The 14,376-nt window shown below is 72.9% G+C and carries 18 protein-coding genes; 7 read left to right on the top strand and 11 right to left on the bottom strand.

What is annotated here, in order from left to right; translation table 11 throughout:
- Positions 1-87 precede the first annotated feature (87 nt).
- Positions 88-306, bottom strand: coding sequence for a helix-turn-helix transcriptional regulator (locus tag ACFYPH_RS21340; protein ID WP_354858114.1), 219 nt, complete (start codon positions 304-306; stop codon positions 88-90).
- The gene (locus ACFYPH_RS21335) at positions 306-785 is read right to left on the bottom strand and encodes a DUF2975 domain-containing protein (protein WP_354858116.1); all 480 of its coding nucleotides are present in this window, start codon (positions 783-785) and stop codon (positions 306-308) included. The genes ACFYPH_RS21340 and ACFYPH_RS21335 overlap by 1 nt, the downstream gene beginning before the upstream one ends.
- Before the next feature lie 81 nt (positions 786-866).
- On the opposite strand from ACFYPH_RS21335, the gene ACFYPH_RS21330 reads away from it, so the two are divergent.
- A complete protein-coding gene (locus ACFYPH_RS21330) occupies positions 867-1,286 on the top strand; it encodes a barstar family protein (RefSeq protein ID WP_354858119.1) in 420 nt (139 codons plus the stop codon).
- A 91-nt stretch (positions 1,287-1,377) separates the two neighbouring features.
- On the opposite strand, the gene ACFYPH_RS21325 is transcribed toward ACFYPH_RS21330, so the two are convergent.
- Both ACFYPH_RS21325 and ligD read right to left on the bottom strand, forming a co-directional pair.
- Positions 1,378-2,628: a DUF222 domain-containing protein gene (locus ACFYPH_RS21325; protein WP_363937793.1), complete on the bottom strand. Its 1,251-nt coding sequence runs from the start codon at positions 2,626-2,628 to the stop codon at positions 1,378-1,380.
- Positions 2,629-2,839: 211 nt separating this feature from the next.
- A complete protein-coding gene (ligD, locus tag ACFYPH_RS21320; protein ID WP_355063950.1) occupies positions 2,840-3,865 on the bottom strand; it encodes a non-homologous end-joining DNA ligase in 1,026 nt (341 codons plus the stop codon).
- 47 nt (positions 3,866-3,912) lie between these two features.
- Between ligD and msrB the strand changes: the two genes are divergently transcribed.
- A complete protein-coding gene (gene msrB, locus ACFYPH_RS21315) occupies positions 3,913-4,317 on the top strand; it encodes a peptide-methionine (R)-S-oxide reductase MsrB (protein WP_139582112.1) in 405 nt (134 codons plus the stop codon).
- Between the two features lie 9 nt (positions 4,318-4,326).
- Here the strand turns inward: msrB and ACFYPH_RS21310 are convergent, their stop codons facing one another.
- The 3 genes from ACFYPH_RS21310 to ACFYPH_RS21300 all read right to left on the bottom strand — a co-directional run bounded on the left by ACFYPH_RS21310 (position 4,327) and on the right by ACFYPH_RS21300 (position 6,124).
- Positions 4,327-4,929 carry a DUF305 domain-containing protein gene (locus tag ACFYPH_RS21310; RefSeq protein WP_387184045.1) on the bottom strand — a complete coding sequence of 201 codons (603 nt, stop codon included), beginning with the start codon at positions 4,927-4,929 and terminating at the stop codon, positions 4,327-4,329.
- A gap of 63 nt (positions 4,930-4,992) precedes the next feature.
- Positions 4,993-5,739 carry a lytic polysaccharide monooxygenase gene (locus ACFYPH_RS21305; protein ID WP_387184042.1) on the bottom strand — a complete coding sequence of 249 codons (747 nt, stop codon included), beginning with the start codon at positions 5,737-5,739 and terminating at the stop codon, positions 4,993-4,995.
- 109 nt (positions 5,740-5,848) lie between these two features.
- On the bottom strand, positions 5,849-6,124 hold the full coding sequence (locus ACFYPH_RS21300) for an isoamylase early set domain-containing protein (protein ID WP_354858128.1): 276 nt from the start codon (positions 6,122-6,124) through the stop codon (positions 5,849-5,851).
- Between the two features lie 157 nt (positions 6,125-6,281).
- Between ACFYPH_RS21300 and ACFYPH_RS21295 the strand changes: the two genes are divergently transcribed.
- From ACFYPH_RS21295 to ACFYPH_RS21280, 4 genes are all read left to right on the top strand, one after another.
- Positions 6,282-6,542 (top strand): Prokaryotic metallothionein, encoded by a 261-nt coding sequence (locus tag ACFYPH_RS21295; protein WP_354858130.1) that lies wholly within the window; start codon positions 6,282-6,284, stop codon positions 6,540-6,542.
- A gap of 179 nt (positions 6,543-6,721) precedes the next feature.
- Positions 6,722-7,666, top strand: a complete 945-nt coding sequence (locus ACFYPH_RS21290; protein ID WP_387184039.1) for a DMT family transporter — start codon at positions 6,722-6,724, stop codon at positions 7,664-7,666.
- A 24-nt stretch (positions 7,667-7,690) separates the two neighbouring features.
- Positions 7,691-8,146, top strand: a complete 456-nt coding sequence (locus ACFYPH_RS21285; protein ID WP_387184036.1) for a GNAT family N-acetyltransferase — start codon at positions 7,691-7,693, stop codon at positions 8,144-8,146.
- A 118-nt stretch (positions 8,147-8,264) separates the two neighbouring features.
- Positions 8,265-9,398 (top strand): lytic polysaccharide monooxygenase, encoded by a 1,134-nt coding sequence (locus ACFYPH_RS21280; RefSeq protein ID WP_387184033.1) that lies wholly within the window; start codon positions 8,265-8,267, stop codon positions 9,396-9,398.
- Positions 9,399-9,449: 51 nt separating this feature from the next.
- Here ACFYPH_RS21280 and hemQ read toward each other — a convergent pair whose 3' ends face one another.
- The 3 genes from hemQ to hemE are packed head-to-tail and all read right to left on the bottom strand — an operon-like array spanning position 9,450 to position 12,662.
- The gene (gene hemQ, locus ACFYPH_RS21275) at positions 9,450-10,151 is read right to left on the bottom strand and encodes a hydrogen peroxide-dependent heme synthase (protein WP_363942777.1); all 702 of its coding nucleotides are present in this window, start codon (positions 10,149-10,151) and stop codon (positions 9,450-9,452) included.
- Positions 10,148-11,557, bottom strand: a complete 1,410-nt coding sequence (gene hemG / locus ACFYPH_RS21270; RefSeq protein ID WP_387184030.1) for a protoporphyrinogen oxidase — start codon at positions 11,555-11,557, stop codon at positions 10,148-10,150. Before hemG ends, hemQ begins: the two co-directional genes overlap by 4 nt.
- A gap of 7 nt (positions 11,558-11,564) precedes the next feature.
- On the bottom strand, positions 11,565-12,662 hold the full coding sequence (gene hemE, locus ACFYPH_RS21265) for a uroporphyrinogen decarboxylase (RefSeq protein WP_354858140.1): 1,098 nt from the start codon (positions 12,660-12,662) through the stop codon (positions 11,565-11,567).
- A 148-nt stretch (positions 12,663-12,810) separates the two neighbouring features.
- Here hemE and ACFYPH_RS21260 point away from each other — a divergent pair, with 148 nt between their 5' ends.
- Positions 12,811-13,383 (top strand): DUF3000 domain-containing protein, encoded by a 573-nt coding sequence (locus ACFYPH_RS21260; RefSeq protein ID WP_266250991.1) that lies wholly within the window; start codon positions 12,811-12,813, stop codon positions 13,381-13,383.
- Positions 13,384-13,410: 27 nt separating this feature from the next.
- Here the strand turns inward: ACFYPH_RS21260 and ACFYPH_RS21255 are convergent, their stop codons facing one another.
- Positions 13,411-14,253, bottom strand: coding sequence for a hypothetical protein (locus tag ACFYPH_RS21255; protein ID WP_387184027.1), 843 nt, complete (start codon positions 14,251-14,253; stop codon positions 13,411-13,413).
- Positions 14,254-14,376: the final 123 nt, after the last annotated feature.

Raw genomic sequence — 14,376 nt, 5'->3', positions numbered from 1 at the left:
GGAAAGGTTCGCGCCCGTTACATGATCGTTATTACGAGCACGGCCGGTGCGGTCACGTTCCGCACAAGACAGCGGCGATGACGTACCTCATGGGGTTTCCTCCTCCTCGACCCACTCGAGCAGATCTCCGGGCTGGCAGTCGAGCACTCGGCACATCGCTTCCAGGGTGCTGAAGCGGACGGCCTTGGCGCGGCCGTTCTTCAGCACCGCCACGTTCGCCGGGGTGAGCCCGACGCGCTCGGCGAACTCGCCGACGCTCATCTTGCGCTTGGCCAACTCGACGTCGATGCGGACGATGATGGGCATCAGATCACCGCTTCCATGTCGGTCCGCAGCGTGGTGGCCTGCCGCAGCAGCGCACGCATCACGACCATGAGGAGCCCGAGCACCGTCACGCCCATCGTCAACAGGAACAGCAGGATCGGGCCGCCCGGGTCGTCCGCGTTGAATCCGACGTAGAGGAAGACGCCCACCAGCACCAACCAGCCCGCACCGATGGCCCACACGATCAGGTCGACCCACCTCAGGGACGCCTCGGTGAAGATCCGGTCGTTCTTGACCAGGCTGAGCAACTGCCAGGTGCACACGATCACCACCTGGACGCACAGCACCCAGAACACCGTCACGGCGGTCAGCGGCCACCGCAGGTAGGCGTGCTCCGGCGACTCCTGGGCCATGTGCGCGAACTGCCCGGGCAGCGAGAAGGTCTGAAATCCGATCAGGACCACGAACAGCACCACAAGGACGACCCTGAGAGCGGCTACCGCTCGACGTTCAACAGCCATGCATCGAGTTTCGCTCGTTACCTATCGAAAGTCAACCGGTACGGGATCCGCGCCATCCGGGTGGACCCGCATACTTGGACCGTGACCAACCAGAGCGACGCCCTCCCTGTGCTGACGATCGACGGCGCCTCGTTCGTCGACTTCGCCGGCTTCGTACGCGAGTTCTCGCGGCTGCTGCCGCACGCCACGTGGAACGGAAACCTCGACGCCTTCAACGACATCCTGCACGGCGGCTTCGGCACCCCCGAGACGCCGTGGGTGCTCAGGTGGCTCAGCTCCGACGCGTCGCGGGAGGCGCTCGGTCATGACGCGACGGCCCGATGGCTGGAGCAGATCCTGCGCACCTGCCACCCGTCGAACCGCGCCGGCATCGAGGCCAGGCTGCGCAACGCGCGACGCGGCCACGGGCAGACGCTGTTCGACATGATCGTCGAGATCATCCGCGACCACGGCCCACGCGGCGAGGAATCCGAGAACGGCATCATCCTCGAACTGCTCTGAACCGCGGCGGACGAACCAACCGCACCGTAACGATCTGGTCGGGATCAAGTCCGCGGTTGGCTGGCGAGAAGGGAACCCGGGTGCCGATCGCCTACGTTCGCCGGTGGTAGTGGTTGCGGCGCGGCAGTTGCTCCGGGTCGAGCCAGGCCGGCGGCACGAACTCCGGGTGCCCGTCGCCGCCGAGGCGGACAGCCCAGTCGCTCTGATGGACGTGGCGGTGGTGGTGGCCGCAGAGCAGGACGGCGTTGTCGAGGCTGGTCGGGCCACCGTCAGCCCAGTGGCGGATGTGGTGGGCGGCGCACCAGCGCGGTGGTCGGTCGCAGCCCGGGAACGCGCAGCCGCCGTCCCGGAGGACCAGGGCTCGACGCAGCGGACCAGAGATGAGACGGCGCTGTCGACCCACATCGAGAACCTGGCCGGCACCGCCCAGCACGGCAGGCAGGATGGCGGCATCGCAGGCGAGCCGACGCACCGTGTCGGGGGTGAGCCGCAAGCCGACATCGAGCGCGCCGGCGCCCAATTGCCGGGTCAGCCCGTCGAAGCTGGTGGTGACGACGAGCTGGGCGGGATCGCCGCCATGTTCGGGCAGCTCACCGGTACGCAGGGCGAGCCGGCACACGTCGGCGAGAGCATCGTGGCGGCGCTGACCGGCACAGCGGGTGTCGTCGGGGCCGGAGGGCGCGCTCAGCGGATCGATGGCGGCGCGCAGCAGCGCGGCGGCCTCCGGGTCGAGGGTGCCGCTGAGCCGGAGCCGCCCGCCGGCCTGCTCGGAGATGGTGACGTGCCGGTCGCGGGCCACCCGGGCGGCCTCGGCGGCCAGGGCCGCCGCAGCGGCGGCATCGGCGAGGTCCGGAGCGACGTGGTCGAGGATCCGAGTGCCCATCTTGCGCAGCAGGATGGGATCGAACTGCTCGGCCCACTCCACCAGCACGCCGACGGCCTTGTCCGCGACCTCGACGCCCGCCGAGGCCGACACGGTGGCGGCCGTCTCGGCGATGACCCGGGCCTGCTCGACGCTGACCGCCCCATCCGCCAGGGCGGCCCGCACGCCGGGCGGTGCCACGTCGAGCGACGCAGCGAGGCCGACCAGCCGACGGGCGGCGGCGACGTCGAGGCGCAAACGGTGGCGCAGCCACACCGCCGTCGAGGACGCGCCCTGCGCGACCGCGGTGCCCCGACCGTCCAACTCCCGCACGACCGCCAACTGCACTGACGCCAGCCGCTGCTGGAGCCGGTGCGCGGCATCGAGCGCCACAATCAGATCGTGCTCGGAGAGCGCCCACGTGGCGGCGTCGGTGCAGGTCGCCACCGCACTCTCCGCCCGCGCCAACTCATCGATCACAGACAAATTTTAGAACGGGTGTACGACAACTTCAGGCCCCTCGCAGGACCACATGCCACCCGAGCCGAGCGACGTACTCAGCCGTCGGCCAACTCTTCGATGCCACCGCTGAACTGATCAAGCTCCACCCCAACCCGGCGCCCGATCCGACGGAGCTGTTCACCCGGGTTCTGGCGTGGACCGCCCAGCCATCCCCGTGAGGCAGGGCCGGTCAGGCGCTCTCGCGCTTGGCGCGGCTGGGCTGCACGCGCTTGGGTTCGCCGGGCATCTTGGGGTGGTCCGGCGGGTACGGCAGGTCGCCCTGGCCGGCCGCGGCGTCGCGCTCGGCCCACTCCAGCAGGGGCGTGATGTCCCACGGGGAGTCGTCGATGCCGGCGTGCGGGTCGCCCTGCTCGGCGAGGCGGGTCGGGACGCTGCGCAGGTCGAAGTCGTCCGGGTCGACGTCGGGCAGCTCGTCCCAGGTGACCGGGGTGGAGACGGTGGCCCGCGGGTTGGCCCGCAACGAGTACGCGCAGGCGATCGTCCGGTCCCGGGCCATCTGGTTGTAGTCGACGAAGACCCGGGTGCCGCGCTCCTCCTTCCACCAGGCGGTGGTCACCAGGTCGGGGTTGCGGCGCTCCACCTCCCGGGCCAGCGCGATGGTGGCGCGACGCACCTCGGTGAACGTCCAGCGGGGCTGGATGCGCAGGTAGACGTGCACGCCGCGCCCCCCGGAGGTCTTCGGCCAGCCGGTCGCGCCGAGCTCGTCGAGGAGCGCGCGGACCTCCCCGGCGGCGCGCGCCGCGTCGGCGAAGTCGGTGCCGGGCTGCGGGTCGAGGTCGATGCGCAGCTCGTCGGGGCGATCCACGTCGGCGGCGCGCACCGGCCACGGGTGGAAGACGATCGTGCCCATCTGTGCCGCCCAGGCCACGTGCGCCAGGTCGGCCGGGCAGAGTTCGGCCGCGCTGCGACCGCTCGGGAAGGTGATCTGGGCGGTGGTCACCCAGGGCGGCACGCCTCGCGTGGGCACCCGCTTCTGAAAGAACGCCTCACCCTCGATGCCCTCGGGGAAGCGTTGCAGCGTGGTGGGCCGGTCCCGCAGGGCGCGCATGATCCCGTCGCCGACCGCCAGGTAGTAGTGGAAGACGTCCGCCTTGGTGAACCCCCGCTGCGGGAAGATCACCCGGTCCGGACTGCTCAGCCGTACGCTGCGCCCGGCCACCTCGACCTCGGCGACCGCTGCCTTGGTGCCACCCATCCCGCGACCATATGCCACGCCCCCGACGTTCGACGTACCGTTGACGGGTGAGTCTTGACGACAACAACCTGCCCAAGACCGAGGACGAGTGGCGTGTCCGCCTGAGCCCCGAGGAGTTCCACGTCCTGCGGGAGGCCGGCACCGAACGCCCGTGGACCGGCGAGTACGTGGACACCAAAACCCAGGGCGTCTACCACTGTCGAGCCTGCGGTCTGGAACTCTTCTCCAGCGACACGAAGTTCGACTCGCACTGCGGGTGGCCGAGCTTCGACGACGCCATCCCGGGTCGGGTCAAGGAGATCGAGGACCGCAGCCTCGGCATGGCTCGTACGGAGATCCGCTGCGCCCGCTGCGACAGCCACCTCGGGCACGTGTTCCACGGCGAGGGCTTCACCCCCAAGGACACCCGGCACTGCGTCAACTCGATCTCGGTCCGGCTGGAACCGCGCTGACGGGCACGCTCAGGGCGTACCCCTGAGCAACTCGACCTCGGCGCTGCGGGACTGGTCGATCCGCCGGGCCAGGTCGCGGACCCGCTCGTTGCGGCCGACGCCGACCTGGGCCCGGGCCAGGTCGGCGGCGGCCCGCTGGTGGTCGGCGAGGACCTCGCGCAGCACCCGGTCGACGTCGGCGTCCGACGCGGCCCGCAGCCGGTCGAGCGCGGTGTCGTCGCCGTGCCCGGCGTGGTCGTGCCCGGCCGCGCTGACGCCCGGCCCGGTCGTGGGCAGCCAACCGCGCATGGCCGACAGCTCGTCGGCCTCGGTCGCCTCGATGGCGGCGGCCAGAGTGCGCAGCGCGTCGTCGCGCAGCCGGTCCCGGGCGAGCCGGACGATCTGCACCGTGCGTTCGCTGTGCCCGATCATCGTGCTCAGGAACACCACGTCGATGCCGCTCATCTCGGCTCCGGCCGGCGGTGCTCCGGCCGGCGGTGCTCCGGCCGCCGCGTCCCCGGCCGCCGCCGACGCGGCCGGGGACGCGGGAGCCGGCGGGCCCTCCGACGGCCCGGCGCAGGCGGTGAGCAGCGACGCGGCGAGCAGGCACGTCAGCAGGGTTGCGCGGGGCATGCCGGGGGCTCCGATCATCCGGGGACGGCGACACGGGTGCGGCCGGGGCCGCACCCGTGCGGGTCAGACCTGTTGCCAGAGCGCCGGCACGTTCGGCGGCTCCCAGCCGGGGATCGCCGTGTGGGCCTGCCGGCAGCGGTACGTCAGTCCGCCGTAGGTGACCTGGTCGCCGACCTGGTACGTCCGGCCGGCGGTCCAGGTGCCACCCGTCGGGGGCGGGGTCGTCGGCGCCGTGGTCGGGCTGGTGGTCGGCCGCGGCGTGGGTGAGGTGGTCGGGGTGGGGGTGGGCGTCGACCCGCCGCCGCCGATCTGCACGTCGATGCAGGAGTAGAACGCGTTCGCGGTGTCGGCGATGTTCCACACGGCGAGGATCTTCTGGCGGCCGGAGAAGCCACCCAGGTCGACGGTGTGCGAGACCGTCGCGCCCGGCTGCTGCCCGTTGCCGTTGACCACGCCGACGCGGGTGTTGCCGATCCAGTACTCCCAGTTGCTGGTGGCGTGCCGGGCGGTGTTGACCCAGGTGAAGGTCAGTGAGCTGCCGACCGACGTGGCCGGCCAGCCCCGACTGTCGTCGTTGAGGACGGCGAACTGGGCGATGCCGGCGTTGCAGCTCTTCAGACCCTTGGGCCCTTCGACGCTTTGCGGCTCGTACTTGATCTGCCCGCAGTCGGGCACCCGGCCCTGCGCGCAGAGCGCCTGCCGGCTCGGTGGGGCGGAGACGTAGCCGTGCGCCTGGGCGGGCCCAGCGACGGTGAGGGTGGCGGCGACAGCGCCCGCCGCCACCAGCGGGACGGTGATTCTTCGACGCATGGGGGCAGCTCCTTCTCCAGGTGCGGTGAGGTGCCCCCAAGGTAATTTAAACTTTATTAACAGTAAAGGGTGTGGTCGATAAATACATCGATGGTGACGACTTCGCTCCTCAGAGTCGCAGCAGGCTGCCGCGGTCGTCGACCACGTCGGCCGTCTCGTCGTCGAGCCAGACCCCGCCGCTGGCGAGATAGCGGAACCGGTACTCCCCCGGGCTGAGCTTCACGGTCACCGTCCGGGTGCCGTCGCGGCGGGCCACCAACTCGTGCCGGCCGGGCTCCCAGTCGTTGAAGGAGCCCACGACGCTCACCGGGCCGGGCGGGGCGTCCCGTGGGAGGCAGAACGTCACCCGGGTCTGGCTGCCGAAGAGCTTGTTGCGTTTGATCATGGCGATCCTCCGGGGGTCACGGCGGTTCATCGGGCCTAACGGACGACACGCCGGAGCCGACACGCCGCCCGGCCCGACCAGCTGGCGGTAATTCGCCCGCCGCCACCCTGCCCTGAGGCACTCTGGTGGCACATGTCCTGATACGGGGGGTTTTTCGGTGGCTACCTGCGAGGTCTGCGGCAACGACTACTGGATGGCGTTCGAGGTGCACACCGTCAGCGGTGACGTGCACACCTTCGACTCGTTCGAGTGCGCGATCCACCGCATGGCACCCATCTGCGAACACTGCCAGATCAAGATCGTCGGGCACGGCGTGGAGGTCAACGGCCGGTTCTTCTGCTGCGGGCACTGCGCCCGCGCGGTCGAGGGCACCGAGGGCGCCGAGATCCGCGACGCCGTCGGCGCCCGCCCCGCCTGACCGCGCGCCCTGCGGTACGGTCGCCCGATGCGGCCACTGCTGGGCGTCCTGCCCCCGCCGCGCTCCTGAGCGGAGCGCCGCGCGCCACACCGACCGGGTGACCGACCCGGGCCGGCCAGTTCGCCGTACGCGCTCCGTCGACGTCGTCCCCGTCAACGTCACCCCACCGGAGCGCACCCGTGTCCACGTCCCGTACCGCGCCGCCGGCCGCCCCGGCCCCGGCCGCCCTGAAGGCCCGCACCGGCCTGATCCAGATCACCGTCACCGGAGTCCTGTGGGGCACCACCGGCGTGGCGGTGCAACTGCTGCGCGAGGGCACCGGGCTCAGCCCGGTGAGCATCGGCTTTTTCCGCCTCGCGATCGCCGCGCTCGTCCTGCTGGCGTGCACCGCCGGCCGGCTCCGCACGCTCCCGGCCGCCCTGCGCGCGGCACCCGTACCGCTGCTGCTCACCGGCGTCGGCCTCGGCCTCTACCAGGCGCTCTACTTCGCCGCCGTGGCGCTCGCCGGGGTCAGCGTGGCCACCGTGGTGAGCCTGGGCCTGGCGCCGGTGCTCGCCGCGACCTGGGAGTCGCTGCGGGCCCGCCGGCTCCCCGGCCCGGTACGCCTCGGCACCCTGGTCACCGCCGTGGCCGGGCTCGCCCTGATCACCGGGGCCACCGCCGAGCCCACCACGGCCGCGCCGGCCCCGCTGCTGGGCCTGCTCGCGGCCGCCGGGTCCGGCCTCGGGTACGCGGTGACGACCCTGATCAGCCGCCAGGTGTCGCAGCACACCGCACCGATGACACTGACTACCATCTCCACTGTGGTCGGCGCGCTGACCCTGGCGCCGATGGTACTGGTCGCCGGCGTCGCCGTCGACGTACGCCTCGACACCCTGGCGCTGCTGCTGCACCTCGGCGTCGTCACCACCGCCGTGGCGTACGCGCTGTTCTACGCCGGGCTGCGCACGACCGCGGGCAGCGTCGCGGCCGTGCTGACCCTGCTCGAACCGCTGACGGCGGCGGCGCTGGCCGTGGCGCTGCTGCACGAGCCGCTCCCACTGCCGGTGCTCCTCGGCGGCGCGCTGCTGCTCGCCGCCGTGGCCGCCACCTACCTCGCACCGACCCGCGGGGACGCCGCGTGAGCCGGCCCGGCCTACCATCGGTGGGTGCCCCAGCAGACCACCGAGATCCGGGTGGCGTCCTTCGCCGACCTGGACGCCCGCACCTTCCACGACCTGCTCAAGCTGCGCATCGACGTGTTCGTGGTGGAGCAGAACTGCCCCTACCCCGAGCTCGACGGGCGGGACGTGGAGTCGGGCACCCGCCACCTCTGGTTGACCGACGGCGGCGCGCCGCTGGCGTACCTGCGGATCCTCGCCGACCCCGACGGCGCCGCCCGGATCGGTCGGGTGGTGGTGGCCCCGCAGGCGCGCGGCGGCGGGCAGGCGGGCCGGCTGATGACGGCTGCGCTGGATCTGGTCGGCAACCGGCCCTGCGTGCTGGAGGCCCAGTCGCACCTGGTCGATTTCTACGCCCGGCACGGCTTCGCGGTGAGCGGCCCGGAGTACGTCGAGGACGACATCCCGCACACCCCGATGCGCCGCAAGGTCATTGACGTCTGACGATCGACCTGGCATCGTGCCGGGTAGAGCCAGCGCGGGAGCAACGCAGTAGGCACGGGAGCGGGCAACTCCCGGCTGTCCGGGTGTCGTCGTCCGACCTCATCCCCCCGGGGGCTCCATGTCCACTCTCGCCCGATCACCACGCGTGCTCCGGCCACTCGCCATCGCGGCGGCCGCCACGCTCCTGCTGACCACCGCGCTGAGCGTCGCGCTGGTCCAGCCCGCCTCCGCGCACGGCTCGGTCGTCGACCCGGCCTCGCGCAACTACAGCTGCTGGCAACGCTGGGGCAGCGACTTCCAGAATCCCCGGATGGCCACCGAGGACCCGATGTGCTGGCAAGCCTGGCAGGCCGACCCGCAGGCCATGTGGAACTGGAACGGGCTGTTCCGCGAGGGTGTGGCCGGCAACCACCAGGCCGCCGTCCCCAACGGCCAACTGTGCAGCGGCGGACGCACACAGAACGGTCGCTACAACGCCCTGGACACCGTCGGCGCGTGGAAGGCCACCCCGGTGTCGAACAACTTCCGGCTGCGCTTCTTCGACCAGGCCAGCCACGGCGCCGACTACATCCGGGTGTACGTGACCAAGCAGGGCTTCAACTCGTCGACCGAGGCGCTCGGCTGGGACGACCTGGAGCTGGCCGGCCAGATCGGCAACACCCCGGCGTCGCAGTGGAACCCGGACACCGGTGGCGTCTCCATCCAGATCCCGGTCAGCGCGCCGGGCCGCACCGGACGGCACATCGTCTACACCGTCTGGCAGGCCAGCCACCTGGACCAGTCGTACTACCTGTGCAGTGACGTGGACTTCTCCGGCGGCACGAGCACGCCGCCGCCCACCACGCCGCCGCCGACGACCCCGCCGCCCACCACGCCACCGCCCACCACCCCGCCCCCGAGCACGCCGCCGCCGAGCACGCCGCCGCCGAGCACTCCCGCGCCGGCCGGCGCCTGCTACGCGACGTACACGATCACCGGTCAGTGGGCTGGCGGCTTCCAGGCCGAGGTGAAGGTGACCGCGGGGGCCAACTCGCCGACGCAGAGCTGGTCGGTGAGCTGGAACTTCAACAACGGTCAGAAGGTCGCGTCCGCGTGGAACGCCAACGTCACCACCAACGGCACACTGGTGACCGCGCGCAACGTGAACTACAACGGCGTCCTGGCCGGCGGAGCGAGCACCACGTTCGGCTTCCTCGGCTCGTGGACCGGTAGCAACCCCGTTCCCCTGGTCTCCTGTACGAAGACCAGTTGATCCCCGTCCGGCGCCGCACCCGGGCGGGGGTGCGGCGCCGGCCGGCGGGGATCAGACCAGGCAGCTGACGATCTCGGCGACCGACCGGCGGCGGCCCGTGTAGAACGGGACCTCCTCGCGGACGTGCCGGCGGGCCCCGGAGGCGCGCAGGTCCCGCATCAGGTCGACGATCCGGTGCAGCTCGTCGGCCTCGAACGCGAGCATCCACTCGTAGTCGCCCAGCGCGAACGAGGCGACCGTGTTGGCGCGTACGTCCGGGTAGCCGCGGGCCATCTTGCCGTGCTCGGCCAGCATCTCGCGCCGCTCGGCGTCGGGCAGCAGGTACCACTCGTACGAGCGCACGAACGGGTAGACGCACAGGTAGGGGCGGGCCTCCTCGCCGGCGAGGAACGCCGGGATGTGGCTCTTGTTGAACTCCGCCGGCCGGTGCAGCGCCATCTGCGACCAGACCGGGGTCAGCGCCCGGCCCAGCGTGGTGCGGCGGAACCGCAGGTACGCGTCCTGCAGCGCGTCGCTCGACGCGGAGTGCCACCAGATCATCACGTCCGCGTCGGCGCGCAGCCCGGAGACGTCGTACACGCCCCGGATCACCACGTCCTTGCCGGCCAGCTCGTCGAAGAGGGACTCGACCTCACCGGTGACGTTGTCCCGCAGGGACGGCAGTGGGGCGCTGGCCCGGAACACCGACCACATCGTGTAGCGGATGCTGTCGTTCAGCTCCCGCAACCGGGCCGCGTTGGTCTGCTCGGTCATCTCGCCGATCCTCCCAGTGCTGTGATGATCTCGTCGGCCGCCGTCTCGCCGGAGCGGACGCAGACCGGTATGCCGACACCGTCGTAGCCGGCGCCGGCCAGGGCCAGGGTGGGATGCGCGGCCCGCAGCGCCGTCCGCGCGGCGGTCACCCGGTCAGCGTGCCCCGGGGCGTACTGGGGCAGCGCGCCGCCCCACCGCTGCACGTGCCCGTCGACCGGGGCGGGCAGCGGGGCGCCGAGCACCGCCGACAGCTCCCGGTGCACGGTCGCGGCCAGGTCGGCGTCCGGGCGTTGGAGCTGCGCCTCCTCGCCGTAGCGGCCCACCGAGGCGCGCACCAGCGCCAGCCCGTCCGGCCGCCGCAGGTGCCCCCACTTCGTGGTGAAGAACGTCGCCGCCTTGATCAGCAGCCCTTCGGTGCTCGGCACCAGGAAGCCGGACAGCTCGGGCAGCAGCGGCTGCGGCAACGCCAGGGTGACCAGCGCGACGCTCGCGTAGTCCAGCTCGCCCACGGCCGAGGCGGCCACCGGGGCCGGGCCGGCGAGCAGCCGGGCCGCCGGCCGGGCCGGCACCGCCAGCACCACGGCGTCCACGTCGACCAGCTCAGGATCGCGGGTCGGGCCGACGGTGAGCCGCCACCCCGTGCCGGTGGGCGTGAGGTCACGCACCGCGGCGTCCCGTCGTACCGTCGCGCCGCTGGCCGTCACCGCAGCCTCGACCAGGGTGCTGAGCCCACCCGCCAGGGTGCCGAAGACCGGGGCGCCCGGCGCGCGCGGCGCGGCGGCCTGCGCCGCCCGGACCGCGCCGACCAGGGTGTGCTCCACCCGCGCGGCACGGGCCAGCGCCGGCATCGTGGTGACCAGCGACAGGTCGTCCGCGCGGCCCGCGTACACGCCACCCAGCATGGGGTCGACCAGCCGGTCGACCACCTCGTCGCCGAAACGGGACCGGACCAGCGCGCCCACCGAGACGTCCGCGTCCGGCCCGACCAGCGGCCGGCCGCCGTCGGTGTCGGCGTCCGCGGCCGGGCGCGCGACCGTGGCCACCCGCTCCAGATCCCCGGGTACGCCCACCAGCGTCCCGCCCGGGATGGGGCGCAGCCCTCCGTCGACGACAAGCGCGGCCTGCCCGACGCTGGGGTGCACGATCTTCTCGGCCAGCCCGAGCCGGCGAGCCAACGCCACCGCCGCGCTCTCGGCCCCGGTCGGGTCGCGCATCAGGAACGACTCGGCGCCGAACTCCACCGGCGCGCCGGCCAACGTCCCGGTGCGCAGCTTGCCGCCCACCGCGCCGGACTGCTCGTACACAGTGATCTCGGTGCCCTCCGGCGCGCGGTCGCGCAGCCGGACCGCGGCGGCCAGCCCGGCGATCCCGCCGCCGACCACCGCCACCCGCCAGGGCTGCCGCATCGCCGTGTCAGCCCTGGTCGGCCCGGCGGCTGGAGACCTCGTGCACCAGCGCGACCACCCGGGTCAGCACGTCCGGGTCGGTCTCCGGCAGCACACCGTGGCCGAGGTTGAACACGTGCCCGGGGGCCGCCCGCCCCTGCGCCAGGATCCGGCGCACCTCGGCCTCCACCACCGGCCACGGCGCGAGCAGCACGGTCGGGTCCAGGTTGCCCTGCACCGCCTTGTCCGGGCCGATCCGGTGCGTGGCCACGTCCAGCGGAGTACGCCAGTCGACGCCGACCACGTCGGCGCCGGCCTCGCCCATCGCGCCGAGCAGCTCGGCGGTGCCGACCCCGAAGTGGATGCGCGGCACGCCCGCGTGCGCCAGCCCGCTCAGCACGGCCGTCGAGTGCGGCAGCACGTAACGGCGGTAGTCGGCCTCGGAGAGCGCGCCCGCCCACGAGTCGAACAGCTGCACGGCGGACACGCCGGCCTCGATCTGCACCCGCAGGAACGCCAGCGTCACCTCGGCCAACCGGCCGCAGAGCGCGTGCCACAGCTCGGGATCGCCATACATCAGCGCCTTGGTCTTCGCGTGGGTCCGCGACGGGCCGCCCTCGACCAGGTAGCTGGCCAGGGTGAACGGCGCGCCGGCGAAGCCGATCAGCGGGGTGTCGCCCAGCTCGACCACCAGTTGGCGGACGGCCTCGTCCACGTACGGGACGTCGTCGCGGCCGATCGGGCGGATCCGCTCGATGTCGGCGGCGGTACGGATCGGCTCGGCCACCACCGGGCCGGTGCCCGGCACGATGTCCAGGTCGATCCCGGCCGCGGCGACCGGCACCACGATGTCGCTGAACAGGATGGCCGCGTCGACCCCGTGCCGGCGCACCGGCTGGAGGGTGATCTCGGTGACCAGCTCCGGGCGACGGCAGGACTCCAGCATCGGCACGGTGGCCCGGATCTCCCGGTACTCCGGCAGTGAGCGGCCAGCCTGGCGCATGAACCAGACCGGGGTGTGCGGGCCGGGCCGACGCCGACAGGCCCGGATGAAGGGCGAGTCGGCCGGGCCGCCGGGGCGCGGGTGTCCGTCTCGGGCGGCAGTGCCCGTGGTGTCCGTGGTCATCGCCGCAATCGTGCCACGCCGCCCGACCCCAGCCCGCCGCGGGTGAACGGAAGGGACGCACCTAACGTCCGTCGCGCGGCCGGGCGGTCGGGGTACGTGTCGGCGCGCCGTCGAAGCGGGTGGGCCGACGGCGGCATAGGCTGCCGACATGGCCCCCCCGATCGCGCTCCCGGAGACCTTCGCCCGCGCGGTCGCCGGGCTGCGGTCGCCGGCACCCCGACCGGAGATCACCCTCGAGGAGGTCGGCGCCCCCCAGCGGCTCGCGCCGTTCACGTTCGCGCTCTCCGCGACGGTGCTGCGCGACGGCGACGAGGTGGCCACCGGCCGGCTGATCCTCCTGCACGACCCGGCCGGGCACGAGGCCTGGCAGGGCACGTTGCGACTGGTCACCTACGTGACGGCGGAGTTGGAGGTCGACCTCGCCGCCGACCCGCTGCTCCCCGGGGTCGGCTGGACGTGGCTGACCGACGCCCTCGACACCCAGGACGCGGGTCACCGGGCGATCGGCGGGACGGTCACCCAGACCATGTCGACCCGGTTCGGCGACCTCGCCGGGCCACCGACGGCCGGCGACATCGAGATCCGCGCCTCCTGGACGCCCGTCGACGACGACCTCGCCCCCCACCTGCTCGGCTGGTGCGCCCTGCTCGCCTCGACGGCCGGCCTGCCCCCACCCGGGGTCACCGCCCTGGCCGACCGCCGTCCGGCCGCCACCGCCTGAAACCCCGGCGGCGGCCGGCACAGCGGATCAGAGGTAGTTCTCCGCCTCGTCGCACACCTTGTCGAGGCCCTTCATCGCCGCGTCGTACGCGCCCTTGTTCCCGGCCGCCGCCGCACCCAGCGCGGTGGTCAGCTTGTCCAGGCAGCTCGCGATGACCTTCTTCTGCCGGGCCTGCTCGTCGCGGTCGTTGCGGGTGCCGGTCAGGTCCTGCTCGGTGTTGTCGAGCTTGTCCTGCATGGCCTGCAGATCGGTCTTGAGCTTCCCGATCTCGGTGGTGTTGGCCGCGATCGTCCCGTCGCGCTGGCTGACCTGACCGGTGAGGCGCTTCTCGGTCCGGTTCAGCTCGTTGTTCTTGGTCACGAACAGCCCGGTCATCACCCCACTGAGCACGAAGAGCAGCGCGGCCACCAGGGCCAGCACCAGCACCGCGCGACCCCGCCGCGGAGCCGCGGCAGCGCCGTACGGCACCATCCCGGGCGGGCCCGACATGGGCTGCCCGTACGCCGGGCCGGAGACCGGCGGCGCGGACATCGGCTGCCCGTACGCCGGACCGGAGACCGGCGGCGCGGACATCGGCTGGCCGGCGTACGGCGGGGCGCTGGCCGGGTAGCCCGGCGTCTGCGGGGTGCCGTACTGCGGCTGCGTGGGCGCGGCGGCACCGTACTGCGGCGCGGCCTGACCCGGCGCGTACTGCTGCGGCGCGGGCTGCCCGGCCGGGTACCGCACGGTCGGGTCGGTGCCGGCCGCGTGCTGCACCGTCGCGTCGGTGCCGGCCGCGTGCTGCACCGTCGCGTCGGGGTCGGGCGAGCCGGCCGGCGGAGTCGGGGTGGCGGGCGGGAGACCCTCCGGCCCGGTCGGTGGCTGGGACATGTTCTTCCTCCAGGTGAGCAGGTCCTCCGCCGGTAGGCGCGACGGACCAGGTGCAGCGGCGGGATCGTCCGGGACCGAGGACCCGGATGGGTCGGGGACGGCCGGGGAGGCCGTCAGGCGCGA

It is taken from the genome of Micromonospora sp. NPDC005252 (assembly GCF_042872475.1).
In the GTDB taxonomy this organism is placed as follows: domain Bacteria; phylum Actinomycetota; class Actinomycetes; order Mycobacteriales; family Micromonosporaceae; genus Micromonospora.
The sequence above is the reverse complement of the archived record's forward strand: the minus strand, read 5'-3'. Positions and strand labels throughout refer to the sequence as shown.